This window comes from Kitasatospora sp. NPDC042419 (genome assembly GCF_056437345.1).
The window spans coordinates 193,043-219,596 of the sequence record NZ_JBWKAW010000005.1 but is presented as its reverse complement, the minus strand read 5'-3'; the positions used below and the strand labels follow the sequence as shown (position 1 = coordinate 219,596).

General features: G+C 73.8%; 23 protein-coding genes and 1 tRNA gene. 9 read left to right on the top strand and 15 right to left on the bottom strand.

All coding sequences use genetic code 11. The features are described from left to right. Window positions 1-20: 20 nt before the first annotated feature. From AC067J_RS13105 to AC067J_RS13080, 6 genes are all read right to left on the bottom strand, one after another. Window positions 21-1,313, bottom strand: a complete 1,293-nt coding sequence (locus AC067J_RS13105; RefSeq protein ID WP_478298521.1) for an HD-GYP domain-containing protein — start codon at window positions 1,311-1,313, stop codon at window positions 21-23. 56 nt (window positions 1,314-1,369) lie between these two features. Further along, window positions 1,370-2,803 (bottom strand): HD-GYP domain-containing protein, encoded by a 1,434-nt coding sequence (locus tag AC067J_RS13100; protein ID WP_478298956.1) that lies wholly within the window; start codon window positions 2,801-2,803, stop codon window positions 1,370-1,372. A gap of 326 nt (window positions 2,804-3,129) precedes the next feature. Continuing rightward, window positions 3,130-3,531, bottom strand: coding sequence for a mycothiol system anti-sigma-R factor (gene rsrA / locus AC067J_RS13095; RefSeq protein WP_478298519.1), 402 nt, complete (start codon window positions 3,529-3,531; stop codon window positions 3,130-3,132). Further along, complete coding sequence (locus AC067J_RS13090) at window positions 3,528-4,271, bottom strand: sigma-70 family RNA polymerase sigma factor (protein WP_478298954.1); 744 nt, start codon at window positions 4,269-4,271, stop codon at window positions 3,528-3,530. The genes rsrA and AC067J_RS13090 overlap by 4 nt, the downstream gene beginning before the upstream one ends. A 304-nt stretch (window positions 4,272-4,575) precedes the next feature. Further along, window positions 4,576-5,226, bottom strand: a complete 651-nt coding sequence (locus AC067J_RS13085) for an alpha/beta hydrolase family protein (protein WP_478298517.1) — start codon at window positions 5,224-5,226, stop codon at window positions 4,576-4,578. A 93-nt stretch (window positions 5,227-5,319) separates the two neighbouring features. After that, window positions 5,320-6,072, bottom strand: coding sequence for an SOS response-associated peptidase (locus AC067J_RS13080; RefSeq protein WP_478298515.1), 753 nt, complete (start codon window positions 6,070-6,072; stop codon window positions 5,320-5,322). 145 nt (window positions 6,073-6,217) lie between these two features. Here AC067J_RS13080 and AC067J_RS13075 point away from each other — a divergent pair, with 145 nt between their 5' ends. The 5 genes from AC067J_RS13075 (at window position 6,218) to hisN (ending at window position 11,190) form a co-directional block, all read left to right on the top strand. Continuing rightward, on the top strand, window positions 6,218-6,934 hold the full coding sequence (locus AC067J_RS13075) for a M50 family metallopeptidase (RefSeq protein ID WP_478298513.1): 717 nt from the start codon (window positions 6,218-6,220) through the stop codon (window positions 6,932-6,934). Between the two features lie 357 nt (window positions 6,935-7,291). Continuing rightward, window positions 7,292-8,623, top strand: coding sequence for a 3-phosphoshikimate 1-carboxyvinyltransferase (aroA, locus tag AC067J_RS13070; RefSeq protein ID WP_478298511.1), 1,332 nt, complete (start codon window positions 7,292-7,294; stop codon window positions 8,621-8,623). Between the two features lie 16 nt (window positions 8,624-8,639). Further along, on the top strand, window positions 8,640-9,695 hold the full coding sequence (rsgA, locus tag AC067J_RS13065) for a ribosome small subunit-dependent GTPase A (RefSeq protein ID WP_478298510.1): 1,056 nt from the start codon (window positions 8,640-8,642) through the stop codon (window positions 9,693-9,695). A 139-nt stretch (window positions 9,696-9,834) separates the two neighbouring features. Then, on the top strand, window positions 9,835-10,158 hold the full coding sequence (locus tag AC067J_RS13060) for a DMT family transporter (protein WP_478298508.1): 324 nt from the start codon (window positions 9,835-9,837) through the stop codon (window positions 10,156-10,158). 234 nt (window positions 10,159-10,392) lie between these two features. Then, window positions 10,393-11,190, top strand: a complete 798-nt coding sequence (hisN, locus tag AC067J_RS13055; RefSeq protein WP_478298506.1) for a histidinol-phosphatase — start codon at window positions 10,393-10,395, stop codon at window positions 11,188-11,190. 88 nt (window positions 11,191-11,278) lie between these two features. On the opposite strand, the gene AC067J_RS13050 is transcribed toward hisN, so the two are convergent. After that, complete coding sequence (locus AC067J_RS13050) at window positions 11,279-12,757, bottom strand: catalase (RefSeq protein ID WP_478298504.1); 1,479 nt, start codon at window positions 12,755-12,757, stop codon at window positions 11,279-11,281. Window positions 12,758-12,861: 104 nt separating this feature from the next. Between AC067J_RS13050 and AC067J_RS13045 the strand changes: the two genes are divergently transcribed. Continuing rightward, on the top strand, window positions 12,862-13,281 hold the full coding sequence (locus AC067J_RS13045) for a Fur family transcriptional regulator (RefSeq protein ID WP_478298502.1): 420 nt from the start codon (window positions 12,862-12,864) through the stop codon (window positions 13,279-13,281). Between the two features lie 93 nt (window positions 13,282-13,374). Here AC067J_RS13045 and AC067J_RS13040 read toward each other — a convergent pair whose 3' ends face one another. From AC067J_RS13040 to AC067J_RS13030, 3 genes are all read right to left on the bottom strand, one after another. After that, window positions 13,375-15,345: a tetratricopeptide repeat protein gene (locus tag AC067J_RS13040; RefSeq protein ID WP_478298500.1), complete on the bottom strand. Its 1,971-nt coding sequence runs from the start codon at window positions 15,343-15,345 to the stop codon at window positions 13,375-13,377. A gap of 384 nt (window positions 15,346-15,729) precedes the next feature. After that, window positions 15,730-15,803: transfer RNA gene (locus AC067J_RS13035), tRNA-Met, on the bottom strand. A gap of 56 nt (window positions 15,804-15,859) precedes the next feature. Continuing rightward, window positions 15,860-18,895 (bottom strand): UPF0182 family membrane protein, encoded by a 3,036-nt coding sequence (locus tag AC067J_RS13030; RefSeq protein ID WP_478298952.1) that lies wholly within the window; start codon window positions 18,893-18,895, stop codon window positions 15,860-15,862. A 327-nt stretch (window positions 18,896-19,222) separates the two neighbouring features. Between AC067J_RS13030 and AC067J_RS13025 the strand changes: the two genes are divergently transcribed. Then, the gene (locus AC067J_RS13025) at window positions 19,223-19,786 is read left to right on the top strand and encodes a PPA1309 family protein (protein WP_478298498.1); all 564 of its coding nucleotides are present in this window, start codon (window positions 19,223-19,225) and stop codon (window positions 19,784-19,786) included. 58 nt (window positions 19,787-19,844) lie between these two features. On the opposite strand, the gene AC067J_RS13020 is transcribed toward AC067J_RS13025, so the two are convergent. The 4 genes from AC067J_RS13020 to AC067J_RS13005 all read right to left on the bottom strand — a co-directional run bounded on the left by AC067J_RS13020 (window position 19,845) and on the right by AC067J_RS13005 (window position 23,086). Continuing rightward, window positions 19,845-20,921: a YlbL family protein gene (locus tag AC067J_RS13020; RefSeq protein WP_478298496.1), complete on the bottom strand. Its 1,077-nt coding sequence runs from the start codon at window positions 20,919-20,921 to the stop codon at window positions 19,845-19,847. 42 nt (window positions 20,922-20,963) lie between these two features. After that, window positions 20,964-21,134, bottom strand: a complete 171-nt coding sequence (locus AC067J_RS13015; protein ID WP_478298494.1) for a hypothetical protein — start codon at window positions 21,132-21,134, stop codon at window positions 20,964-20,966. A gap of 195 nt (window positions 21,135-21,329) precedes the next feature. Next, entirely contained in the window at window positions 21,330-21,770 is a 441-nt protein-coding gene (locus AC067J_RS13010; protein ID WP_478298492.1) for a molybdenum cofactor biosynthesis protein MoaE, read from the bottom strand. Window positions 21,771-21,937: 167 nt separating this feature from the next. After that, window positions 21,938-23,086, bottom strand: a complete 1,149-nt coding sequence (locus AC067J_RS13005) for an NAD-dependent epimerase/dehydratase family protein (protein WP_478298490.1) — start codon at window positions 23,084-23,086, stop codon at window positions 21,938-21,940. 210 nt (window positions 23,087-23,296) lie between these two features. Here AC067J_RS13005 and AC067J_RS13000 point away from each other — a divergent pair, with 210 nt between their 5' ends. Together AC067J_RS13000 and AC067J_RS12995 are read left to right on the top strand one after the other, a co-directional pair. Next, window positions 23,297-24,832: a zinc-dependent metalloprotease gene (locus tag AC067J_RS13000; protein WP_478298489.1), complete on the top strand. Its 1,536-nt coding sequence runs from the start codon at window positions 23,297-23,299 to the stop codon at window positions 24,830-24,832. Next, window positions 24,829-25,458: an NUDIX hydrolase gene (locus AC067J_RS12995; protein ID WP_478298487.1), complete on the top strand. Its 630-nt coding sequence runs from the start codon at window positions 24,829-24,831 to the stop codon at window positions 25,456-25,458. Before AC067J_RS13000 ends, AC067J_RS12995 begins: the two co-directional genes overlap by 4 nt. Window positions 25,459-25,711: 253 nt before the next feature. Here AC067J_RS12995 and AC067J_RS12990 read toward each other — a convergent pair whose 3' ends face one another. After that, on the bottom strand, window positions 25,712-26,407 hold the full coding sequence (locus AC067J_RS12990; protein WP_478298485.1) for a M48 metallopeptidase family protein: 696 nt from the start codon (window positions 26,405-26,407) through the stop codon (window positions 25,712-25,714). Window positions 26,408-26,554 lie beyond the last annotated feature (147 nt).

The following is a 26,554-nucleotide window of genomic DNA, read 5'->3' as shown; positions in this document are numbered from 1 at the left end:
CGGGAGCACCGCGACCGCGGCTACCCGCGCACCCGGACCAGCGCGTCGACCACCCGGGCGTCGTACACCCGCCCGCGCCCCAGCCGGAGCACCTCCAGCACCTCCAGCCGGCCCACCGCCTCGCCCACCCCGCGCCCCCGCGCCGCCGTCAGCAGGTCGTCGTGCGCGTTCGCCACCCGGATGATCCGCGCCGCCAGCGGCACCGTCCGGCCGCCGCCGTCCGGCCCGGGCCACGGGTCGGCCAGCCGGGCGACCTGCTCGGCGACCTGCCGGGGCACCCCGGTCCGCCGGATCACCTCGCTGCCGAGCCGGGCGATCCGCTGCTGCTCCTCGTCCGGCAGCAGCGCCGTCGCCCCGCCGGGCACGGGCTCGACCAGCGACAACTGGCCGACGTCGTGCATCAGCGCCGCGTACTCCAGCAGCGCCAGCTCCCGGGTGCCCAGGCCCAGCTCACGGCCGAGCGCGCAGGCGGTGTCGGCGACCCGGCGGGCGTGCCCGGGCGGGGTGTAGCCGGCCACCTCGGTGGCCTTCGCCAGGCTGGCGATGGTCTGCCCGGTGGTGGCCCGGACGGCCGCCGCCCGCCGGAACGACACCTGCGCGAGCAGCAGCGGCGCGCAGAACAGCGGCAGCGCCCAGAGCCCCACCTCACCCGCGGCGAGGCTGACCAGCATGCCGGTGGCGACGATCGCCGAGCCGATCCCGAACAGCGAGCGCAGCTCGTCCTCCAGCGCGGCCGGGAACCGCAGCCCGGTCCGGGCCCGGCGCAGCAGCGCCGCCAGGGTGGCGTCGCAGAGCGCGGCGAGCGCGGCGACGGCCGTGAGGAACGCCCCGTAGGCCGGGCCGTCCGCGGAGTACCGGTCGACCACGCCGCTGTTGTAGAGCGGCTGGAAGACCACGGCCGCGAAGGCGGCGCCGAGCAGTCGCCGCGCCGCGCCGTCCCACCGGGCCCGGTCCCCCCAGGGCGGGCGCCGGTGCCGGTGCCGCCGGGCGCCGCGCGGGCCCGGCGCCACCGCCCGCAGTGCGGCGGGCAGCAGGGCGAGCAGCAGGCCGGTCCCCGTCACCGCCACCACCTGGAGCGCCCCGTGCGCGGTCGGCAGCCCGCGCAGCGGCCCGAGCAGCGCGTAGGCGAGCGCCCCGGCGGCCCCGATCGGCGCCTGCTCGCGGTCGCCCGGAAGGGTGATCCGGACGCACTCGCCGAGCGCGATCAGCGCGGTGAAGGCCAGGGCCACCCCGGGCTCCGCCACCCCGCGGACCGCCACCGCGCCGAATGCGGCGGCCAGCAGTGCGAGCGCCCCGGCGTGCACCACGCGCACCAGGCCCGCGCTCCGCGTCCGCGCGCCCGGAGCCTTCCCCCGGTCGGCCCCCGCGGTCACGACGGCCCGGCCGTCGGCACGGTGCCGCCCTGGGCGGGGACCCCGCGCGGGGCCGCCCGGGCCGGCTCGGGAACGCCGAGCGGGATGTCCGGCACCGCGCGGATGCAGTCGGCGGGCGGCGGCAGCACCGGCTGCCAGTCGTGCACGGCCAGCGCGGAGACCAGCGCCCGCACCATCACCGGGTCGAACTGGCTGCCCGAGCAGCGCTCCAGCTCCGCCACCGCCTCGGTGACCGGCCGCCCGCGCCGGTAGGAGCGGGTGGAGGTCATCGAGTCGAAGGCGTCCGCGACCGAGATGATCCGGGCGAACTCCGGGATCTGCTCGCCGGCCAGCCCGCTCGGGTAGCCCCGCCCGTCCATCCGCTCGTGGTGGTGCAGGATCCCGGAGTGCGCCTCGCCGAGGAAGGCGATCCCGCGCACCAGCTCGTACCCGTGCACCGGGTGCACCTCGACGGCCCGCCGCTCGGCGTCGCTGAGGGGACCGTTTCTGCGCAGCAGCTCGGTGGCGACGCCCAGCTTGCCGACGTCGTGCAGGATGCCCGCGTACCGCAGGGTGCGCAGCCGCTCGGACTCCATGCCGAGCTGACCGGCGATCAGGACCGCGGCCTTGCCGACCCGTTCGCTGTGCCCCCGGGTGTAGGCGTCCTTGATCTCCACCGCCTGCACCAGCGCCCGGACGGTGGCCTGGTGGGCGTCGCGCTCCCGGTGCCCCTGGGCGAACACCCAGGCGGAGATGGTCAGCGGCAGCAGGGCCAGCAGCGCCGCGAACGCGCCGTACGGGCCCTGCCAGAGCACGGCGACCATCAGCCCGCCGGCCGCGTGCACCACCACCGGGAGCCCGACCGCGGCGGCCGGCCCGCGCAGCAGCACGGTCGGCCGGCGGCCCTCCGCCAGCATCAGCATGCCGCCCACCAGCACCCCGTTGACCAGGCAGAACGCGCCGAGCGCGGCGAACCCGGGGAGCAGCGCGGCCGGGAAGCGGGAGCCGAGCAGCAGCTGCGGGCCGGCCAGCAGGTGGAAGGCCGCCGAGGCGGCGAAGGCCGACAGCGCGAGCTGGGAGCCGTTCCACAGCTGCCGCCGCCGGCAGACCGGTTCGGCGGCCCCGACCAGTGCGGCCGGCGCCGCCACCAGCGCGGCGGCGGCCGGCGGCAGCATCAGCACCCCGGCGAACAGCACCGGGAAGAAGGCGTTGACGCTGGGGCGGGCCGGCGCCCGGACCGGCAGCGGGGGGCGGCGCAGCACCAGCCGGACCAGCCGCAGGCACGGCGTGGGCAGCCCCTGCGCGAGCGACTCCCAGCACCCGTGCAGGAAGGCCAGCAGCCCGACCTTGGGCCAGTCCACCGGCGCGCCGAGCCAGTGCGGCGGACGCAGCGGGCCCGGCACGGGCAGCAGCGGCAGCAGACAGCAGAGCGCCGCCACCGGAACGGCCACGAGGTAGCGCGTGGCGCCCTCCGGCAGGTCCGCGTCTCCACTGTCGGTAGCGATCTCGACCTCCCCGCCGTCCTGGCCCGCTCGGCGCCCAGCACGCCGGGCCAACCGGCGGTGAGTGCCCGTCAGGAGGATAGGGCGCCGTTCCGCTGTGGGGACGCATGATCGCGGAATGCCGCAGCTGGCACACCACCAACTCACTCGAACGAGTGACGGCGCAAACGAGCAGAAAGGGAGCGGCCCCGGAAGCACACGCTTCCGGGGCCGCTCCGCGCACGCCGTTCGGCGCACAGGTCACTCCGTGCCCGCCGGTACCGGCGGGTCTCCGCTCACTCCGCCGGGGCCCCCGCCTCGACCGGGGCGCCGGAACGGGCCGACGGCTCGTCCGCCGCCGCCTCCCCGGCCGGTCCGGCCGTCTCGGCGTGCACCTCGATCGTGGTCTCGACGGCGACCACCACCGTCTCGCCCGAGCGCTGCCCGGCCCGGATCGAGTCGATCCTGGCCAGCACCTTGCCGCGCAGATCGGCCGGGGTGTCGTCGCAGCCGCAGGATCGCTTGATCAGCGCCTTGATCGCCTGCTCAAGCCCGTACTGCTTCAGGCACGGCGAGCACTCGTCGAAGTGCTCGCGCAGCTTGGCGCAGTCGCCCTCGGCCATCTCGTTGTCGAGGAATTCGTAGAGGTGGTCGAGGACCTCGCCACACTCGGTGTCGTGCGGATCTCCGCAGCTCATGAACCCGAGCCCTTCGCTTCCTGCCCTGCCCCGCTGCCGGCCGGGACCAGCCCGCGCTCACGGGCGTAGTCCTCCAGCATGCCGCGCAGCTGGCGGCGGCCGCGGTGCAGCCGGGACATCACCGTACCGATGGGAGTACCCATGATGTCCGCGATCTCCTTGTACGCAAAGCCCTCTACGTCCGCGAGATAGACGGCGATGCGGAACTCCTCCGGGATGGCCTGGAGGGCGTCCTTGACGTCACTGTCCGGGAGGTGGTCCAGGGCCTGGGTCTCCGCCGACCGCAGACCGGTCGACATGTGCGACTCCGCCCGGGCCAGCTGCCAGTCCTCGATCTCCTCGGCGGCGGTGCGCTGGGGCTCCCGCTGCTTCTTGCGGTACGAGTTGATGAACGTGTTGGTGAGGATGCGGTACAGCCAGGCCTTGAGGTTGGTGCCCTCACGGAACTGGTGGAAGGACGCGTACGCCTTGGCGAACGCCTCCTGGAGCAGGTCCTCCGCGTCGGCCGGGTTGCGGGTCATCCGCAGCGCCGCCGAGTACATCGGATCCAGGTAGCCCAGGGCGTCGCGCTCGAAGCGCTGCCGCCGGGCCTCCTCGCTCTCCTCCGCCGACACCCGGAAGGTGTCCTCGCCGATCGCCTCGGCCAGCTCCTCACCGGTGAGCGCCGCACCCGTGGGCAGGCCCTCCTCCGGGCCCCCGCCCGGCTCGGCCTCGTGCTCGGTCCCGACGACCGGACCCACCTCCTCGGCATGACGGACACGGCCCACGGCGGGCCGCCCCGAAATGGAGGATATCGGGCTGACGGGCTTCTCGCCCGCGGCAATCCAGTCCGACCACGAGGGTGCGAACGCCGCCGCGGCCTCGCGCTCGTCCGGCCGCTCGGGGCACGCGATCGAACCCATCTGCCCTGCCTTCCATCGGGACTCAAGCTGACGAGGGTGTCAACCACTGGAATCACTCCCGCATTCCCGCCCCCCGCCCGCAGTTCGCTCGAACGGGTGAACAGACAGCGACAGCCCGCACACGGAGCCCCGGGAACGCCCCTCAGAGCAGCCGCAGCACCCAGTCCCCGACCGCCGACGTGATCAGCTCCAGCACCTCCTCCTGGCCCACCGGCGCCCGCTTCGGCACCTCGAACCCGTGGTTGCCGTACTCCAGCGCCACCAGCTCGTGCGTCCCCGGCAGCTCCGGGAACTCCGCCGGCCCGCCGAACGGATCCGCCCCGCCCTGCACCACCAGCGTCGGCAGGCCGGACCCCAGCAGCTCCTCCGCCCGGCTCTTCTCCGGCCGGCCCGGAGGGTGCAGCGGGAACGCCAGCGCCACCACCCCGGCCGCCCCGGCCGCCGCGCCCGTCCGGCACGCCACCCGGGCCCCGGCGCTGCGCCCGCCCACCACCAGCGGCAGCCCCGCCCCGGCCAGCCGCTCCGCCACCGGCGTCCACCCCGCGTCCAGCGTCCGCGGCGCGGGGGCGAGCCGCTTCCCGGCCACCCGCCAGGGCTGCTCGACCAGCGCCACCGAGATCCCCCGCGCCGGCAGCGCCCCGGCCAGCGCCACCAGGTCCCGCGCCTCGATCCCGCCGCCGGCGCCGTGCCCCAGCGCCAGCACCGCCCGGGGCGCGGCCGCCGGGTGCAGGGTGATCCGGGCGTCCCCGGCGGTGGTGGGGACGAGTTCCGTCGTCACGGCTTCCTGGGTCACGGCGGCTCCGGTGCGGTGGGCGGGAGAAGAACGGGAGAGAACGGGAGGAGGGGAAGGGGAGGAGGGGAAGGGGAGGAGGGGAACAGGGAGGGGTCAGAAGAGCGTGGTCTCGTACTCGACCTCGGTGTACGGCTCGGTCAGCCCGGGCTCGTCGTTGCGGATGCTGCCGACCGCCGGCGACACCGGGGTGGCCCGCAGCGCCCCCGGCGGCGGGGGTATCAGCAGCCGCCGCAGCTCGTCCGGGTCGCTCAGCCCCGGGTCCAGCCACTCGTCGAACGACCCCGGGTCGAGGAAGAGCGGCATCCGCTCGTGGATCGGCGCCAGCAGCTCCTCCGCCTCGGTGGTCACGATGGTGAAGGTCACCAGCCAGCCCTCCGGGTGGTCCGACGGCACCGCCCGGTTGCGCCAGAACTCGTACAGCCCGGCCAGCGCCAGCGGCGCACCGTCCACCCGGGAGACGAAGAACGGCTTCTTCCTCGCCTTGCCCCGCTCGGCCGGCACCGTCTGCCACTCGTAGTAGCCGTCCACCGGCAGGATGCACCGGCGCGAGGCGAAGGCCTGCCGGTACGACGGCTTCTCGTGCACCGTGTCCGACCGGGCGTTGATCATCTTCACCGCCGTCTCCGGCGACTTCGCCCACTGCGGCACCAGCCCCCAGCGCAGCACCCGCAGCTGCCGCACCGGCGCCGCCGCCCCCTTCGGCACCCGCTCCAGCACCACGAAGGCGCTCTGGGTGGGCGCGACGTTCCAGCTCGGGGCCAGCGTCTCCGCCGGATCCCACTGCCGGACGCCGAACAGCTCGACGATGTCCTCGGGCCTGGTGCTCGAAGCGAAGCGACCGCACATGGCGTCAGCTTGCCACGACCGCGACCGCCGCCGGGATTCTCACCCCCTCCTCACCCCCGCCGGAGAACCACCCGCCCCTGCCCCGCCGTCCCCCCGCATGGCAGGCTGCCACCCCGGGACGGCCGAACCGAGGCGGAGGAGACCCATGGACACCAGGACCATCGAGGAGCTGTGGACCGCCGTCACCGGCACCCAGCCCGCCCCGCCCGGCTGGCTCGCCCTCGCCACCGGCGCCGCCGCCCTGCTCGCCGTCCTCGCCCGCCCGGTCTGGCGGATAGCCCGCAACGCGGTCACCATCGCGCACGAGGGCGGCCACGGCCTCGCCGCCGTCGCCACCGACCGCAGGCTGGCCGGCATCCGGCTGCACTCCGACACCTCCGGCCTCACCCTGTCCTACGGACGCCCCACCGGCCCCGGCATGGTCCTCACCGCCGCCGCCGGCTACACCGCCCCCGCCCTGCTCGGCCTCGGCTGCGCCGCCCTGCTCGCCGCCGACCGGATCACCCTGCTGCTCTGGCTCGCCATCGCCCTGCTGCTCGCCCTGCTGGTGCGCATCCGCAACGCCTTCGGCTTCCTGAGCGTCCTGCTCACCGGCGGCGCGGTCTTCCTGGTCTCCTGGTTCGGCTCCCCCGAGGTCCAGGCCGGCTTCGCCTACCTCGCCAGCTGGTTCCTGCTGTTCGGCGCCGTCCGCCCGGTCCTCGAACTCCAGCACCAGCGCCGCCGCGGCCAGGCCCTGGACTCCGACGCCGACCAGCTGGCCCGCCTCACCGGCATCCCCGGCCTCGCCTGGATCGCGCTCTTCCTGGTCACCGCCCTCGCCACCCTCGCCCTCGGCGCCGCCTGGCTGCTGCGCCCCCTCTGACCCCCCGAGCCCCGAGCCACCGGTCCCGAACCCACCCCGGCCCCCACAGCACCCGCCCGCTCCGTCAACCCCAGCCCCGCACCGAACCGCACGGCACCCGCCCGCTCCGTCAAGCTCAGCCACGCACCCAACCCCACAGCACACGCCCACCCCGTCAACCCCAGCCACGCACCCAACCCGCCCCGAGCCGAAGGGCCGCGCCGGTGCCGAAAGGAAGGAGCGAGGAGGCCGCGAGGAACGAGCGGCATTGGAGCGACGACCGTCGGCACCGGATCAAGCGGCCCGGAGGCGAGCGGGCGAGGACACAGAGGCGAGCGGGCGAAAGTACAGTTCCGGTACGGCCCCTAAACTTGCCCCATGACCGAGACCCTGTGGCCCGCCCCCGTCGCGACCAGCCCCGTTGACGCCACCGTCACCATCCCCGGCTCCAAGTCGGTCACCAACCGGGCCCTGGTGCTGGCGGCACTGGCCGACGAGCCCGGCTGGGTTCGCCGTCCGCTGCGCAGCCGCGACTCCCAGCTGATGGCCGACGGCCTGCGCGCGCTCGGCGTCGGCATCGAGGAGCAGGTCAACAACGACTCCGGCGGCACCGGCGGTGGCGAGGCCTGGCGGGTCATCCCCGCGCCCGCCCTGCTCGGCCCCGCCTCCGTCGACGTGGGCAACGCCGGCACGGTCATGCGCTTCCTGCCGCCGCTGGCCGTCCTCGCGGAGGGTCCGGTCCACTTCGACGGGGACCCGCGCAGCCACGAGCGCCCCCAGCACGGCGTGATCAACGCCCTGCGCGCGCTCGGCGCCCGGATCGACGACGGCGGCCGCGGCGCCTTCCCGCTCACCGTGCACGGCACCGGCGCGCTGGAGGGCGGCCCGGTCGAGCTCGACGCCTCGTCCTCCTCGCAGTTCGTCTCCGCCCTGCTGCTCTCCGGTGCCCGCTACAACCAGGGCGTCGAGGTCCGGCACGTCGGCGGTCCGGTCCCGTCGCTGCCGCACATCCGGATGACCGTCGAGATGCTCCGGCTGGCCGGCGTGCAGGTCGACGCCCCGGAGGACGGCGGCGAGAAGGACGTCTGGCGGGTCACTCCCGGCGCCCTGATCGGCCGCGACATGGTCGTCGAGCCCGATCTGTCCAACGCCGCGCCGTTCTTCGCCGCCGCCCTGGTCACCGGCGGCCGGGTCACCGTCCGCGACTGGCCCCGGCACACCACCCAGCCGGGCGACCAGCTGCGCGACATCTACACCCGGATGGGCGGCAGCTGCGAGTTCACCGACGAGGGCCTCCAGTTCACGGGTACCGGCCGGATCCACGGCATCGAGGCCGACCTGCACGACGTCGGCGAGCTCACCCCGGTGATCGCCGCCGTGGCCGCCCTCGCCGACTCCGAGTCGCACCTCTACGGCATCGCCCACCTGCGCCTGCACGAGACCGACCGGCTGGCCGCGCTCGCCAAGGAGATCAACGACCTCGGCGGCGACGTCAGCGAGACCGAGGACGGCCTGCGGATCCGCCCGCGCAAGCTGGGCGGCGGCGTCTTCCACACGTACGAGGACCACCGGCTGGCCACCGCCGCCGCGGTGATCGGCCTGGCCGTGCCCGGCGTCCAGGTGGAGAACGTGGCCACCACCGCCAAGACCCTGCCGGACTTCCCCGCGATGTGGGACGAGCTGCTCACCGGAGCAGTGGCGGGCGGCTGAGCAGGAGACTGAGGACATGCGCCGCTACGGCAAGGACGCCGACGAGGACGACATCCGCAACCGCCCCGGTCGGAAGGGCTCGCGGCCGCGGACCCGGATCCGGCCCAAGCACGAGGACGCGGCCGAGGCGATGGTGCTCACCGTCGACCGCGGCCGGCTGACCTGCCTGATCGATCCGGGCACCAAGCAGGAACGCGAGATCGTCGCCATGAAGGCCCGTGAGCTGGGCCGCAAGGGCGTCGTCGTCGGCGACAACGTCTCGCTGGTCGGCGACCTCTCCGGGGACGCCGACACCCTGGCCCGGATCGTCCGGGTCGAGGAGCGCAGCTCGGTCCTGCGGCGCACCGCGGACGACGACGACCCGTACGAGCGGATCGTCGTCGCCAACGCCGAGCAGCTCGCCATCGTCACCGCCCTGGCCGACCCGGAGCCCCGGCCCCGGCTGATCGACCGCTGCCTGGTCGCCGCCTACGACGCGGGGATGGAGCCGCTGCTCGTCCTCACCAAGGCCGACCTCGCGCCGGCCGAGCCCCTGCTGGCCGCCTACGCCCCGCTCGGCATCCAGTACGTGGTGACCCGGCGGGACGAGCTGGCCACCACCGGGGCCGAGGCCGTCCGGGAGCGTCTGCGCGGTCTGCGCACGGTGTTCATCGGCCACTCCGGCGTCGGGAAGACCACCCTGGTCAACGCCCTGGTCCCGCTGCACCAGCGGAGCACCGGGCGGGTCAACGCGGTCACCGGCCGGGGCCGGCACACCACCGTCTCGGCCCTCGCGCTGCGACTGCCGCCGCCGCCCGGTGCCAAGCCGGGCTCGAAGAAGGCGCTAGACACCGGCTGGGTGATCGACACCCCCGGTTTCCGTTCCTTCGGCCTCTCGCACATCGACCCGTCCCGGGTCATCCTCGCCTTCCCCGACCTGGAGCCCGGCACCGCGGAGTGCCCGCGCGCGTGCAGCCACGACGAGCCGGACTGCGCGCTGGACGCCTGGGTCGCGGACGGCCACGCCGAGCAGGCCAGGCTCTACTCGCTGCGCCGTCTGCTGGCCAGCAAGGAGGCCCGCGAGGACGAGTGACGGCCCGCGGAGGGACCGCGGGGCCCGTGAAGTCCGGTGTTTTCGCGCGTTCGAGGTGTCGGAGCGCCGTCGCCTGGTGATCATAGGAAAGTCGGGCCGGATCACGGTCCGGTCCGCCGATCGACAGGGAGAGCACGCGATGGCATGGGCCCTGGTGATCCTGGCCGGCCTCCTGGAGACCGGCTTCGCGATCAACCTCAAGCTCAGCGAAGGCTTCACCAAGCTCTGGCCCACCATCAGCTTCTGCGTCTTCGCCCTCGGCAGCTTCGGCCTGCTCACCCTCTCCCTGAAGACCCTCCCCGTCGGCCCCGCGTACGCGGTGTGGACCGGCATCGGCGCGGCCGGCACCGCGATCTACGGCATGGTCTTCCTGGACGAGACCACCTCGGTGCTCAAACTGGTCTCCATCTCCCTGGTGATCGCCGGAGTCATCGGCCTCCAGCTCAGCGGCTCCGCGCACTGAGTCGTCGCCCGCTCGCCTCCGGGCCGCTTTGACCCGGCGCCGACGGTCGGCGCTCCCTCGCGCTCTCCCTTTCGGCACCGGCGCGGCCCTTCGGCTCGGGGCGTGTTCGGTGCATGGCCGGGGTCGGCGGGGCGGGCGTGTGACCGACCGGCTCCGGCGGGCGGGCGCCCCGTCCGCTGCCCGGTCAGCGAGCCCGACTGTCCCGATCGGGGTGGGCTCGCTAGGGTTTCGGGCATGGCCGACTACCACGACGACCTCCGACTCGCCCACGTCCTCGCCGACTCGGCCGACTCGGTCACCCTGGAGCGCTTCCGCGCACTCGACCTGCGGGTCGAGACCAAGCCCGACCTCACCCCCGTCAGCGACGCCGACAAGGCCGCCGAGGAGCTGGTGCGCAGCGTCCTCCAGCGGGCCCGTCCGCGCGACGCGGTGCTGGGCGAGGAGTTCGGCCTCCAGGGCTCGGGCCCGCGCCGCTGGGTGATCGACCCGATCGACGGCACCAAGAACTACATCCGCGGCGTACCGGTCTGGGCCACCCTGATCGCGCTGCTGGAGGACGGCCCGGACGGCGTCGAGCGGCCGGTCGTCGGCATCGTCTCGGCCCCCGCGCTGAACCGCCGCTGGTGGGCCGCCAAGGACCTCGGCGCGTTCGCAGGCCGCAGTCTGGCCAAGGCGAGCCGGATCAAGGTCTCCGGCGTCTCGCGGATGGAGGACGCCTCCTTCTCCTACTCCTCGCTCTCCGGCTGGGAGGAGCGCGGCCGCCTCGACCCGTTCCTCGACCTCACCCGGGCCTGCTGGCGGACCCGCGCGTACGGCGACTTCTGGTCGTACATGATGGTCGCCGAGGGCGCGGTGGACATCGCGGCGGAGCCGGAGCTGTCCCTGTGGGACATGGCCGCCAACTGCATCATCGTCGAGGAGGCCGGCGGCCGCTTCACCGGTCTGGACGGCGTCCCCGGTCCGGGCGGCGCCGACGCGGTCGCCTCCAACGGCCTGTTGCACGAGGAGACCCTGCGCCGGCTGAGCGTGTGATCCCCGGCTGCCCCGACATGGGTGCGGGCCCGTTCCGACCGGTGCTCCGGTCGGAACGGGCCCGCTGCTCATCGGGGACGCGGGGGCGTCACTTCTGCTTGCGCAGCTCCCGCACCGCGGCCTCCAGGCGCTGACCGTAGTCGGCGTCGGCCTTGCGGAAGTTCTCGATCGCCCGCTCGACGATGTCGTCGCGGTCGGCCGAGACCTTGGCGATGAAGCCGGACAGGTTGGCGATCAGCCGCTGCTTCTCGTCCTCGCCGAACAGCCGGTACAGGTTGCCCGCCTGCACGAAGTCGTTGTCCTCGGCGTGCGAGGGCGCCTCGGAGGTGCCGGTGGCCCCGCTGACGGGGGTCGGCGCCCAGAGCGGGCGGCCGGTCTGCACGGGGCCGCCGAAGCTGTTCGGCTCGTAGTTCTTCCGGCGGCCGTGGCGGCCGTCGTACAGGTAGCCGTCGCGGCTGTTGTTGCGCGCCTCGGTGGCGTGCGGGCGGTTGACCGGCAGGTGGTCGGCGTTGACGCCGACGCGGTAGCGGTGGGCGTCCGCGTAGGCGAAGAGGCGGCCCTGCAGCATCTTGTCGGGGGACGGGCCGATGCCGGGCACGAAGTGCGACGGCGAGAAGATCGACTGCTCGACCTCGGCGAAGATGTTGTCGGGGTTGCGGTTGAGCTCCAGCTTGCCGAACTCGACCAGCGGGTAGTCGGCGTGCGGCCAGACCTTGGTCAGGTCGAAGGGGTTGAAGCGGTAGTTCGCCGCGTCGGCCGCCGGCATGATCTGGACGCTGACCGTCCAGCTCGGGAACTCGCCGCGCTCGATGGCCTCGCGCAGGTCGCGCTGGTGGCTGTCCGGGTCCTCGCCCGCGAGCTTCGCCGCCTCCTCGGACGTCAGGTTCCTGATGCCCTGGTCGGTCTTGAAGTGGTACTTGACCCAGAAGTACTCGCCGGCCTCGTTCTGCCACTGGTAGGTGTGCGAGCCGAAGCCGTCCAGGTGCCGGTAGGAGGCCGGGATGCCGCGGTCGCCGAACAGCCAGGTCACCTGGTGGGTGGCCTCGGGCGACAGGCCCCAGAAGTCCCAGACGTTGTCCGCCTCCTGCGAGCCGGTGTACGGGTCGCGCTTCTGGGTGTGGATGAAGTCCGGGAACTTGGTGGCGTCCTTGATGAAGAACACCGGGGTGTTGTTGCCGACGAGGTCGTAGTTGCCCTCCTCGGTGTAGAACTTCAGCGCGAAGCCGCGCGGGTCGCGCACGGCGTCGGCGGAGCCGAGGTTGCCCGCCACGGTGGAGAACCGCAGGAAGGTCTCGGTCTGCTTGCCGACCTCGGAGAGGAACGCGGCCCGGGTGTAGCCGGTCACGTCGGCGGTCACCGTGAAGGTGCCGTAGGCGGCCGCGCCGCGGGCGTGCACCACGCGCTCCGGGATGCGCTCCCGGTTGAAGTGCGCGAGCTTCTCGAACAGCTGCTGGTCCTGGATCAGCGCCGGACCGCCGACACCGGCGGTCTCGGTGTTCTGGTTGTCGGCGACGGGGGCACCCGCCTCCGTGGTGAGGGTGGGGCGCAGCTCGTCCTGGGTAGTCATAAGAGGGTGCCTCCGCGTGATCCGGTCGTTATGACTCGATCCTAACTTGGACTTTGTCCAAGTCAAGACTGGAACCAGTCCAGGAGGTCACTTACCCTGTACCCATGAGTGACCTGCTGGAACGGCTTCGCGGACGTGGATGGCGGCTGACCTCGCAGCGCCGGGTCGTGGCCGAGGTCCTCGACGGAGAACACGTGCACCTCACCGCCGACGAGGTGCACGCCCGCGCCGTGGAGCGGCTGCCCGAGATAAGCCGGGCGACCGTCTACAACACGCTGGGCGAACTCGTCTGCCTCGGCGAGGTGTTGGAGGTCGCCACCGACGGCCGCGCCAAGCGCTACGACCCCAACGCCCACCACGCCCACCAGCACCTGGTCTGCTCCGGCTGCGGAGCGATCCGCGACGTCCACCCGCTGGGCGACCCGCTGGCCGCGCTGCCCGCCTCCGAGCGGTTCGGCTTCAGCGTCTCCGGCGCCGAGATCACCTACCGCGGCCTCTGCCCGGACTGTACGAACGGGCCGTGACCGGACGGGCGCGCCACCGCGTGCCCCGCCGCACGCCCCCGGCCGTCCACTCCCCCGGCCGCACTCTCCCCCCGTCGAACGCGCCCCGCCCTGCTACGCGCTCAGCTCCGCGTGCAGCGCACCCAGCAGCCGGCCCGCCCGCTCGGCCACCTCCGCCGGACCGTAGCCCGCCGCCCGCCGGCACCAGTTCTCCGCCTGCACCGGCTCCCCCCGGCGCAGCGCCAGCAGCGCGAGCCGCAGCGCCGCCCGCCCGTGCCCGGCGTCCGCCGCCCGGGTGTACCAGAGCATCGCCTCGGCCTCGCTGTCCTGCCGGGCCAGCAGCAGCCCCAGGTTGAACGCGGCGCTGCGGCTGCCCGCCTCGGCAGCCCGCCGGTACCAGCTCTCGGCGATCTCCAGGGCACCACGCTCGGCCGCCCGCACGCCCATCCGCACCTGCGCCCGCCGGTGCCCGGCGTCCGCCGCCACCGCGTACCAGTGCTCGGCCTCCGCGTCCGCGTCCCCGCGCCGGTCCAGCACCGACGCCAGCCGGAACGCGCCCTCCGCCGACCCGCCCGCCGCGGCCTGCCGGTAGCGCTCCAGCGCGCCCGCCAGGTTGCCGCGCTGCTCCTGCACCACGGCCAGCTGCAGCGCCGCCTCGCCGTGCCCCTCCGCGGCGGCGCGCGCGTACCACTCCTGCGCGTGCTGCTGCTCGCCCCGCCCTGCGTGCAGGACGCCCAGGTTGAACGCGCCGTCCACGCTGCCCGCCTCGGCGGCCTTGGAGAACCACGGCTCGGCGCCCGACTCGTCGCCGCGCTGGAGCAGCACCACGGCCAGCGCGTTGCAGGCCTCCCGGTGCCCGGCGTACGCGGCCCGGCGGTACCACTGCTCGGCCTGCTGGTCGCGGCCCGCCCCGGCGCACAGCAGCCCCAGGTTGAACGCGCCGTTCTGGTCCCCGGCCTCCAGCGCGCTGCGGTACCAGCGCTCCGCCTCGGCGGCCTCGCCGCGCGAGGCGTGCAGCGCGCCCAGCGCGTTCGCGGCGTTGCCGTCCCCCGCCTCGGCCGCCTCCTGCCACCAGTCGGCGGCCGCGCCGAGCTCCCCGGAGTCGCGCAGCAGGAAGCCCAGCGCGCACGCGGCCCGCGGCTCGCCGTTCTGCGCCGACTGCCGGTACCAGCGGGCGGCCTCCTCCAGCAGCGGCTGGTCCCCGCCGGCCCGCTCCTCCAGCAGCACGCCGAGGCGCAGTGCCGCCCGGGCGTGGCTGCGGGCGGCCGCGATCCGGTACCAGGCCTCCGCGGTCTCCTTGTCCCCCGCCGCCTCCCGCATCCGGGCCAGCCGGTAGGCGGCCTCCCGGTGCCCGGCGTCGGCGGACACCTTGAACCACCGCTCGGCGCGCACGTCGCGCCGGTGCTCCATCAGGTCGCCCAGCGCGTAGGCGCCCAGCGGGTGGCCGTGGTCGGCGGCGAAGTGCAGCCAGTACTCGGCCGCCTCCTCCTCGCCCTGGTCGCGCAGTTGCAGGCCGAGCGCGTGCGCGGCCGGTGCGCTCCCGGCCACCGCCGCCTGCCGCCACCACTGGGCCGCCTCGGCCCGGTGGCCCTGCTGGTGCAGCAGCACGCCCAGGTTGTTGGCGGCCGCGCGCAGCCCGGCGGCGGCGGCGCCGCGCAGGTACGGCTCGGCGTCCTCCAGGTCGCCGCGGCGCAGCAGCAGGGTGCCGAGGCGGCTGGCGGCGTCGGGGTCGCCGTCGTCGGCGGCCTGCCGGTGCCGGGCCTCCAGCGCGGCCTGCTCGCGGGCGGCCAGCGCGGTCTCGAAGCTCGCGGAGTCGAAGCCGGCCCGTTCGGCGGCGTCCTCCCCCTGGCCGTCCTGCTCGGTGTGCGCCCCGTACGGGCCGATCTCGGCGGTGAACCGGCTGGTGGGGACGTGCACCAGGCTGTCCGGGCCGTAGCCGGCCGTCGGCCGGCGCTCCGTCAGGCCGCTGGTGCGCTGGGCGGGCAGGGCGCCCGGGTTCCGCTCGGGGCTCTCCGCCCAGGCCTCGGTGTCCGCCTCGGTGGTCGCCGGTCCCGCTCCTGTCCCGTTCTTGCCGATCAGCCTCATGCCGACTCCCGCTCCCCCAGAGTGTCGCGGCATCCTTCCCCGGCCGTGGGCCGGGGGGACAGTCCCCCGGTCTTCGACCGGAGGCACCCCCATGGGGCGCGTCGGATCGGACGGCCGGTCAGCAGCCGTGCAACGTCCCCCATCTGTCCCATCGTCGCATCACTCGCAACCCGCGTACACCTGCCCCGGTCGATTTCGGCGGGGCGGACCCGAAGCCGACGAGATTGCTTCGGCGCTTTGTCGATTTCCCGACACTTGCGCCCCGCAAACCCCGCTGCCGTCGTCCTTGGCGACGCTCGATGGTACCGGAGCACCCCCGGCCGCCCGGCCGGAAAAACGCCAGAGGCCCGGAGGACGAATCCTCCGGGCCTCTTCGCTACTGAGTAGCGGGGACAGGATTTGAACCTGCGACCTCTGGGTTATGAGCCCAGCGAGCTACCGAGCTGCTCCACCCCGCGTCGGTAGCCAAACCATAGCACGGTCGCGGGGTGGGACAGAAATCGGTTGCCGCAGCTCAGGGGCCGGTGCTCGGCGCCGGCGCCGGGGTGGCCCCCGGTGAGCCCGACGGGACGGGCGTCCCCGACGGAGCCGCCGACGGAGTCGCCGGAGACGGCCCCGCCGATCCGGTCGCGGGCGCGAGGCCGGCCTTCTGCAGGGCCGCGGACAAGGCCTTGGCCGCCTCGCTCTGCGCCTTCTGGGCCTGCCCGAGGGCCACCCAGTCGCCGGACTTGGCGGCGCTCTCGACGTCGGTCTGCGCCTTCAGCACGTCCGTCATCGCCTTCTGCAGCTCCGGCGTGACCGTGCTCCCCGGCGCAGGCGTCGTCGGATTCGTCGGCGTCGTCGGGTTGGTGGGCGTCGTCGGAGTCGTCGGAGTCGTCGGCGCGGTGGGTGCGGTCGGCGTGGTCGCCGGAGCCGCGCCCGCGAACACCTTCCGCAGCGCCTCCTCCAGCGTGTTCTCGAACGCCACGTTGTCGTTGCCGTAGACCGCCAGCACCTTCTGCAGCGTCGGGTACTTGGCGCCGCGGCCGCGGACGTACACCGGCTCGACGTTCAGCAGGCCGCCGCCGACGGGCAGCGTCAGCAGGTTGCCGTACTCCAGCTCCGAGTCACCGCCGCTCTTCAGCAGGGTGATCTGCTGCGCCACCTCCTGCCGCGAGTTGAACTGCGACTGCACCAGGTTGGGGCCGAGGGTCTTGGAGTCGCCCGGCACCTTGAGGATCCGGAGCTTGCCGTAGTCCGGTCCCGGGTCGGCGCTGACGGCCATGAACGCCGCCAGGTTGTCCCGGCCGCGCGGCACGAAGGTGGTCGTCAGCGAGAAGCTCGCCGACGTGACCGCCGGGTCCGGCATCCGCACCGTCAGGTAGTACGGCGGCTGGAACTGCTTGGTGTCGCTGGTCGGGTCCACCGGGACCTGCCAGATGTCGCCGCCGTTGAAGAACGAGTCGGCGTCCGTCACGTGGTACTGGCCCAGCAGGTCGCGCTGCACCTTGAACATGTCCTGCGGGTAGCGCAGGTGCGGCATCAGCGTGCCCGGGATCTCCGCCTTGGCCTTCACGGTGTCCGGGAACGCCTTCATCCAGGTCTTCAGCACCGGGTCGTTCTCGTCCCACTGGTACAGCGTCACCTCGCCGGTGTACGCGTCAACGGTGGCCTTGACGGAGTTCCGGATGTAGTTGACCTGGTTGGCGACGGTCAGCAGCTCACCGCGCTGGTTGGTCAGCGAGTCCTTGGTGGCCGTGCCCAGCGTCGTCTTCGACGAGAAGGGGTAGCCGTCCGAGGTGGTGTAGCCGTCCAGCACCCAGACCACCCGGCCGTTCTCCACCACCGGGTACGGGTCGGCGTCGATCGACAGCCACGGCGCGACCTTCTCCACCCGCTCCTTGGGCGTCCGGTCGTAGATCACCTTGGCGCCGTCGGTGATCGCCCCCGCGTACAGGATCTGCGGCTCGGCGAACTTCACCGCGTACGCGGCCCGGGTCAGCGGGTTGTTCAGCGAGACGCCGCTGCCGCCGGTGTACTTGTACTGCTTGTTCTCACCGGAGTCGGTGGTGTAGTCGATCTCCTGGTTGGAACCGCCCACGATCGAGTACGTGGAGGTCTTCTCGCCGTAGTAGATCCGCTGCTGGTAGTCGCCCAGCGAACCCGTCGCCGGCAGGCCGGACTCGGTGAAGACCGGCTGGCCCTTGTCGTTGACCTGGTTGCCCTTGGCCACCACCGCGCCGTAGCCGTGGGTGTACTTGAAGTGGTCGTTGATCCAGTTCCGCTGCACGCCGTTGAGGTCCAGCTCGCGCAGGCCGATCACGGTGTCCTGGGCGCCCGCGTCCTTGCCGTACCGGTCCACGTCCAGGGTCTGCGGGAACGCGTAGTACGACCGCTGCTGCTCGATCGACTGGAAGGTCGGCGAGACGACGTTCGGGTCGATCAGCCGGATGTCCGAGATGGTCTGCGCGTCCGGCTTCAGCGCCTCGGCGTCGGTCGTGCCCTTCGGGGTGTACGGGATCGTCTGGCTGTCCGCGATCCCGTACGCCTGGCGCGTCGCGTCGATGTTCTTCTGGATGTACGGCGTCTCCTTGGCCTGCTCGTTCGGCTTGACCTGGAACTGCTGCACGATCGCCGGGTACACCCCGCCGATCAGCACCGCCGACAGCACCATCAGGCCCAGCCCGATCAGGGCCGGCGCCCAGGTGCGCCGCACCGGGGTCAGGAAGAACAGCACCGCGCAGATGATCGCGACGAAGAACAGGATCGTCTTCGCCGGCAGGAACGCGTTGGCGTCCACATACCGCAGGCCGGTCCAGCCGGAGACCTCCCGGTAGGCGCCGGTCTTCACCGCCAGCGCGTACCGGTCCAGCCAGTACGCCACCGCCTTCAGCAGCACGAACACGCCCAGCAGCACCGCCAGGTGCCCCTGCGCGCCGACGCTCGCCCGCCGGCCCGGACCCTGCAGCCGCAGCCCGCCGTACAGGTAGTGCACCAGCACCGAGGTGAGCAGCGAGACGATCACCGCGCTGAACGCGAAGCCCAGCAGGAACTCGTAGAACGGCAGGTCGAACGCGTAGAACGAGACGTCCATGCCGAACTGCGGGTCCTTGACGCCGAACGACGTCCCGTTGGTCCACAGCAGCCACGTCCGCCACTGGCCCGAGGCCGCGGCACCCGCCACCAGCCCGATCACCAGCGAGATCCCGATCAGCGCCCAGCGCTTGAACGGCGCCAGGCCCGAGCGGTACCGGTCCAGGCTCTGCTGCTCGACCGACATCGCCGACAGCGGCGGCCGGAGCCGGTGCGCCAGCCAGACGTTGAAGCCGACGACCACCGCCATCAGCAGGCCGAATACCGCGAACAGGCCGATCTTCGTCCACAGCTGGGTGGTGAACACCGAGGAGTAGTGGACCGACTTGAACCAGAGCCAGTCCGTCCAGAACCCGGCGAACATGACGAACAGCAGGAAGAGGACCGCGAGCACTCCCAGGGTCAGCAGGAGCACCCGCGCCCGCCGGGAGGGCGGGCCTACTCTGCGCCGGAACCCCGGCCCTGAGCGTTCCGGCATCTGGAATACCACGGTGGCACCTCAGTTGTGTCGTCTGGAGTCGGTCGGTCTTCAGTGCAACTTAACCAGGCTTTAGCCGAGTTCCCACCGTTAGCAGACGGTTACGAGCACCGCCGCCCGCCGCTCCCCCTCCGGCGCGGCCCCCGCGGTGCCCCGGAGGACCGCCGCACTGCTCCCGGCCGGCTCCAGGGCGGCTCCCGGCCGACTGCCGGCCGGGCTCTGCCGCGCGCCTCCCCGGGGTCCCGCCCGGCACCCCCGCGGTCCGCTCCGGCCCCGTCCGGCACCGCGCGGCGCCGCCGGGCCCGCCCGGCGTGTGAGGATTGAGGCATGTCCGATGGATCCAATCTCCCCGACGACGTCTCCACGCTCCCGGCCGCCACCCCGCTGACCCGGGCGGCCCTGGAGATCGACGAGTACGCCGCCACCCTCGGCTGGGACCTCCCGGCCCGGCTGTTCGCCCTGGTGGACAGCGCCGCCCTGCGCAAGGCCGATCCCCGCATCGCCAAGCAGCTCGGCCTCGCCGACACCGAGGAGGCCGGCCTCACCCCGGTCGAGCAGGACGAGCTGCCGGCCGGCATGGAGCTGGACAAGTTCCTCGGCACCATCGCCTGGCCCGACGCCGTCGCCGGCTGCGCCCTGGTGGTCGAGCGGCTGATGCTGCCGCCCGGCTCCGAGCAGTCCCGCCCGCGCAACGCCAGCGACGCCCAGCTCGCCGAGTGGGTGGCCAACCACCCCAAGCGCGAGGAGGTGCGGATCACCGCCGCCGTGCTGCGCAACGGGAAGCGGGAGGTCGCGCTGCGGCTGCGCTCCAAGGACGTCGCTCGTGAGGTGCTGACCGGCCCCGACCTGGTGCCGGGCCTGACCGAAGCCCTGCTGGCGACCTTCGCGTAGCGGGGCGGCCACCCGGCCGCTCCACGGACCGGCCGGCCCCGCCGGCCGGTCCCGCCGGCTAGGAGGCGCAGGACGGCAGCGCGGAGGTCTGTCCGGAGCGGATCTGCTCCAGCGACTTCAGCGCGCCGTCCAGCGTCTCGGCCTTGACCAGGGTCAGCCCGTCCGGGGTGTGCTTGCCGGCCTCGGCGCAGTTGGCGGCCGGCGTGAGGAAGAACTCGGCGCCGGCGTCGCGCGCGGCGATCAGCTTCATCGATATGCCGCCGATCGGCCCGACCGCGCCGTCGTCGTCGATGGTGCCGGTGCCGGCCACGAACCTGCCGTCGGTGAGGTCGCCGGGCGTCAGCTTGTCGATGATGCCGAGCGAGAACATCAGGCCGGCGCTGGGCCCGCCGACGTCCTGCAGCCCGATGTCGATGCGGAACGGGTAGGTGTGCTTCAGGCCCGGGCGGATGCCGACCATCGCGGAGCCGGTGTCGGGCGACTTCACGGTCGGGACGGTGATGTCGGTGCGCACCCCCGGCTCGCCGGAGCCCTCCTTGACCCGCGGCACGACGGTGAAGACCACCTGCTCGCCGGGCTGGTGCCTGGTGACCGCCTTGGCGACCGCCTCCGCGTCGCCCACCGGGGTGCCGTCGACGGCGACGATCTGGTCGCCGGCGTGCAGCCGGCCCTCGGCCGGGGCACCGGCGGTGACCGCCTGGACGATCAGCTCGCTGCCCATCGGGATGCCGAGCTGCTTGAGCGCGGCGGTGCGGGCGTGGTCCTCGGAGAGCGCGAACTCCTCGGCGTTCTGCTGCTTGGCCTCGGCGTCGGTCTGCCCCTTCGGGTAGACGTTGTCGTGCGGCACCACCAGCACGTCGTCCCGCAGCCAGCCGACCACCGCGTTGACCAGGCTGGGCTCGTACTTGGCCCCGGTGACCTGGACGGTGGTCATGTTGAGGTGGCCGCTCGCCGGGAACGACTCGTGGCCGGTGATGGTGATCACCGGCGTGCCCGTCTTCTCCTGCACCCCGAGCGTGTTGTACGTCGGCCCCGGGCTCATCTCGGTGTACGGCACCTTCATCAGCACCGAGGCACAGAGCAGCGCTATGAGCAACAGGGTGGCGGCGAGCATCGTCGCAGAGCGGCGTGGCATGCCTCGACAGTACGGGACGCGACCGACGGTACGCCCGGCGGGCTACCGGCCCGGGCGCTCGCCCTGACCGGTGCCCGTCGTCGTGCGTTCCATCGCGGCCATGAACCGCTTGTGTTCGGCCAGCGAGGCCGGGTCCCCCGTCGCCCTGGGGGCCCGCTGGGCCCACCCCGCCCACACGGCCGCGAGCAGTGCGGCGACTACCGGAATGATCAACCAGGCGAGCGCAGCCATCTCAGTACTCCCAGCTCGTCGTGTCTATGAGCAGATTAACCACTCCGGCGGACAACGTTGACGGCGCCTTCCGGGTTACGGCACGGCCGATCGGCTCACTGCCAGGGAGTATTCGGCGCACAGGCCCACACCCGTTCGAGTGAGGGCTCGGCGCGCCTGCGCGTCGGCGGGGGCCGGTCAGCAGTTCCCGGCGCCGACCCACTCCTCCTCGCCGTCGGCGAAGACCTGGTGCTTCCAGATCGGCACCTCGTGCTTGAGGTCGTCGATCAGCCGGCGGGCGGCGGCGAACGCCTCGCCGCGGTGGGCGCAGGAGACCGCGACGATCACCGCCTTGTCGGTGATCCCCAGCCGGCCGATCCGGTGCACCGCGGCGAGCGCCCGGACCGGGAAGTCGGCGACGACCTTCTCGGCGATCCGGCGCATCTCCTGCTCGGCCGTGGGGTGGCAGCTGTACTCCAGCGCGGAGACCGACTTGCCGCCGTCGTGGTCGCGGACCGTCCCGACGAAGACGGTCGTCCCGCCGGCCGCGTCGTCGCCCACCGCGTCGTAGACCTCGTCGAGCGAGAGCGGGGTGTCGCGGATCGCGAGCAGGCGGATCGGGTCGTGGTTCTCGGACATGACCCCATGTTCCCCCATCCCCGGCGGTCCGGGGCAAGAGGCTTCCGCATCACGATTGCAGAATTTCGCATCGTGAGAACGATCGGGGCGGGGTCGCCCTCCCGCCCGGGGTCGGGACCGGGACGCAGGAGGACCGGGAAGGCGCCGCGGCCGGAGGGCCGCAGCCCTCAGAAGCGGCGCCGCTTCCGCGCCCGCCGCACCAGCGCCGCCGTACCCACCAGCGCCACCGTCGCCCCCGCCGCGCCCAGGCTGGTCGCGGCCTCCTTGCCGCCCAGCCGCCGCCCGGCCACCGCGTGCTTCCCCGCCACCTGTGCCAGCAGCTCCGCCAGCACCTCCTCGTTGGTGTACCGCGGCCGCCAGCCCGCCTCGTGCAGCCGGCTGCCGGACACCACCCACGGGTACATCGTGTAGGCCAGGTCCCCCGCCGGTGCCGGCGTCAGCCCCAGCCGGTGCAGCCGCGCCGCCGTCCCCAGCGCGAGCGAGGCCGGCAGCTCCATCCGCCGGATCCCCGACAGCCGCTCCACGTCCTCCTGCTCCAGCCAGCCGTCGCAGCCGACCGTCACCTCGCCCTCGACCAGGCCCAGCGCCGCGTACTCCAGCGCCACCGCCAGGTCGTCCACGTGGCAGAACTGCCAGCAGGGCCGCGAACCCGCCACCACCAGCAGCCGCGGCGCCTCGAAGTGCCGGGTCAGCACCGTGTCGACCCCGGGGCCCACCACCACCGCCGGCCGCAGCACGGTCACCTGCAGCCCCGGGTGCGCCCGCGGCGCCCGGCGGGCCAGCCGCTCGATCTCCAGCAGGTCCCCGACCAGCGAGGCCTCCTCGGTCGCCCGCAGCTCGGAGTCCTCCGCCAGCGGCACCTCGTTGTCGGCCAGCGCGCCGTAGACCATCGCCGAGGTGCAGAGCACCACCCGGTGCACCCCGGCGGCCGCGGCCGCCGTCAGCACCGTCTGCGCGCCCCGCACGTTGTAGGCGCTGCGCGCCCGCGGGTCGGACTCCATGCCCAGGTCCATCGCCAGGTGGACCACCACGTCCACCCCGGCCAGCCGCTCGGCCACCGCCGGGTCCCGCACGTCCAGGACCCGCCACTGGACGCCGGGCACCTCGCCGCGCCGGTCGTCCACCGCGAGCACCTTCTTCACGCCCGGCGAGGCCACCAGCCGGGCCGCGACCCGCTCGCCGAGCACGCCGGCGGCACCCGTGACCGCCACGGTCAGGGGTCTTCCGTCATAGGCTGGAGGCGGCGACGCCGTGATGTCCGGGGCGTCCTCTCCTCCGGTCAGCCCAGAGCGAACGTCCGAAGGCGGGGAACTCACCGGCCATCCTCCACGGTTAGCTTATGTGCGTACGTACGTGTGTCACGTACGTCCATCCTGCCCGAGGCGGAGGCCCGGCGGTGCACCCGGCGCGGACCAGCCGCGCGGGAGCCGCCCACCGGCCGGGAGTCCCCCCACTCCGCCGACCGCCCCGGGCACGCAGATTTCACCGCCACCACCCGTATGACGGCCGACCGGATCGAGGACCCCGTGAGCGACCTTCCCTTCGGATTCGGCGTTCCGCCCGAGGAGCCCGAAGACGGCAAGGCCAAGCCCGGCGACGAGCAGAAGAAGGACCAGGGCAGCGGCGAGCAGAGCGGCCCGCAGCCCTTCGGCTTCGGCGCCGGCAACCCGCTCGGCGCCCTCTTCGGCATGGGCGGCCTGCCCGGTGCGCCGGGCGGGCCCGGCACCCCCGGCGCGGGCGACAACCCCTTCGCCGCCATGTTCGGCGGCCTCAACCCCAACGACCTCGGCGCCGCCTTCCAGCAGCTCGGCCAGATGCTCTCGTTCGAGGGCGGCCCGGTCAACTGGGAGCTGGCCAAGGACATCGCCCGGCAGACCGTCGTCGCCGAACCCGCCGAGGGCAAGAGCAAGGACCGCTCGGTCAGCGCCGCCGAGCAGGCCGCCGTCGCCGAGGCCGTCCGCCTCGCCGACCTCTGGCTCGACGGCTCCACCGAGTTCCCCTCCGGCGCCGGCACCGCCGTCGCCTGGAGCCGCGCCGAGTGGATCGAGGCCACCCTCCCGGTCTGGAAGGACCTCGTCGACCCGGTCGCCGAGCGCGTCGGCAACGCCATGGGCGGCGTCCTGCCCGAGGAGATGCAGGCCATGGCCGGCCCGCTGATGGGCATGATGCGCTCCATGGGCGGCGCCATGTTCGGCACCCAGATCGGCCAGGCGCTCGGCGCGCTCGCCGGCGAGGTCGTCGGCTCCACCGACGTCGGCCTGCCGCTCGCCCCCGCCGGCAAGGCCGCGCTGCTGCCGCAGAACGTCGCCGAGTTCGGCGAGGGCCTCAACGTGCCCGCCGAGGAGGTCCGGCTCTACCTCGCCCTGCGCGAGGCCGCCCACCAGCGGCTCTTCGCCCACGTGCCGTGGCTCCGCGCCCACCTGCTCGGCGCCGTCGAGGCCTACGCCCGCGGCATCAAGGTCGACACCTCCCGGATGGAGGAGCTGGTCGGCCAGCTCGACCCGAGCAACCCCGAAGCCCTCCAGGACGCGCTCGCCGGCGGCCTGCTCCAGCCCGAGGACACCCCCGAGCAGAAGGCCGCGCTCGCCCGCCTGGAGACCGCGCTCGCGCTGGTCGAGGGCTGGGTCGACGCCGTCGTGCACGCCGCCGCCGAACCCCACCTGCCACAGGCGGGCGCCCTGCGCGAGACCGTCCGCCGCCGCCGCGCGGCCGGCGGGCCCGCCGAGCAGACCTTCGCCACCCTGGTCGGCCTCGAACTGCGCCCGCGCCGGCTGCGCGACGCCGCCCGGCTCTGGGCGCTGCTCGCCGACGCCCGCGGCATCGAGGGCCGCGACGACCTCTGGCAGCACCCCGACATGCTGCCCACCGCCGCCGACCTCGACGACCCGGACGCCTTCGTGCACCGGGACACCGCCGGCAGCCTCGAAGGCGGCATCGACTTCGACGCGATCGACAAGCTCCTCGGCGAGGCCGCCGCGGGCGGCGGGACCGGGACGTCCGGTCCGAAGCCCGACCTGACGAAGAAGGACGACGAGGACGGAAAGGACGAGCCCGGCGCATGACGCTCACCGAGACGGGCACCGGCGGAACGGGCACCGACGGCGCCCCCGGGGGCGCCGGTGCGGGCGCCCTGCACGCGGACGCCGTCCGCACGCTGGACGCCTGGCGCCCCGCCGACCCGGACCAGGAGCAGCTGCGGCGCGACTACCTGCGGCACCTCGCCGACCAGCCCGAGGGCCTGTTCCGCTCCTGCCTGCCCGCCCACATCACGGCCAGCGCGGCGGTCGTCGACCCGGCCGCCGGGCGGGTGCTGCTCACCCTGCACCCCAAGGTCGGCCTCTGGCTGCAGATGGGGGGCCACTGCGAGCCCGGCGACCGTGACCTCGCCGCGGCCGCGCTGCGCGAGGCCACCGAGGAGTCCGGCATCCCCGACCTCTCGCTGCTGGCCCTCGACGGCGCGCCCGTCCCGGTCAAGCTCGACCGGCACCAGGTGCGCTGCACCGGCAAGGACCGGCCCGAGAACACCCACCTCGACGTCCAGTACGTCGCGGTGGCGCCGCCCGGCTCGCAGGCGCTGATCAGCGAGGAGTCCCTCGACCTGCGCTGGTTCGACTTCGACCGGCTGCCCGAGCTCACCGACCATTCGGTGCGCGACCTCGTCGCCCGGGCCCGGAAGCTGACCGGCTGAGGCCGAGCGGCCGAAGCGGGCGGCCGGGAGCCGACCGGCTGAAGTGTTCGGGGGCGTCCGGACCAGGAAGGGGCGCGGGCCTTTGTGGCCCGCGCCCCTTTTCCGTACCCGCGTCGCTCCGCCCCCGCCCCGGGGGGCCGCAGGGCCCGGTCCGCTGAGGGCTGACCGCCGTTCCACCGACCGGACTCCCCCGGCCGAACTCCACCGGCCGGCGCTCCACCGACCGGCCCCCGGCCGGACCCCGCCTGCCGCCTCAGCCGCAGGAGCCGGTCGGCCCGGAGTCGGGCTGGCCCGCGTGCCGGGCCCCCGGAATGTGCGGCAGCCGGGCCGCCGACACCACGCCCTCCAGGTAGCCGCGGGCCCGCTCCGTCCTCGGGTACGCCTCCAGCAGCGCCCAGAAGGCCGGCCCGTGGTCCGGCACCAGCAGGTGTGCCAGCTCGTGCAGCAGCACGTAGTCGACGACGTACTCCGGCATGCCCTGAAGGCGGTGCGAGAGCCGGATCGTCCGCTCACTGGGGGTGCACGAACCCCAGCGCGAGTTCTGGTTGGTCACCCAGCGGACCTGGGCAGGCTCGGCCCGGTCGTCCAGGTACTCGGCCGAGAGCTCACGGGCCCTGGCCACCAGCGCATCGTCGCCGAGCACCCGGCGGCTCTCCTGGGCGGCGAGCTTGTCCAGCATCTGCGCGACCCAGCGCTGCTCCTCGGCGTGCGACATCCGCGCCGGGATCAGCACGACGGTGCGGTCGCCCTCCCGGTAGGCGGAGACCGTCCGGCTGCGCCGGGCGCTGCGCCGCACCTCCACCCGGGAACGGTCGAACGGCTCCGACCGCGCGGCCCCCGGTTGCTGCTCCGGACGCCCGCGCGTGCTCGGCGCCGCCACCTGCGACCCGGACGCTGCACGGGCACGCCGAGGCGACGCCGAGGGATGGGAGTCCCGTTCGGCTGCCATGGCACACGACGTTACCCGGTAGGGCAGACAGAAGTCCGCTGCCATGGCCGAAATGTTTCGTGGAGCGATCGGGAACGAAAGGCCGACGGAGGGTGTCCGGAATCCGACCTCGCGCGGGACGTCAAGTTATCCACAGGGTGTGCGAAC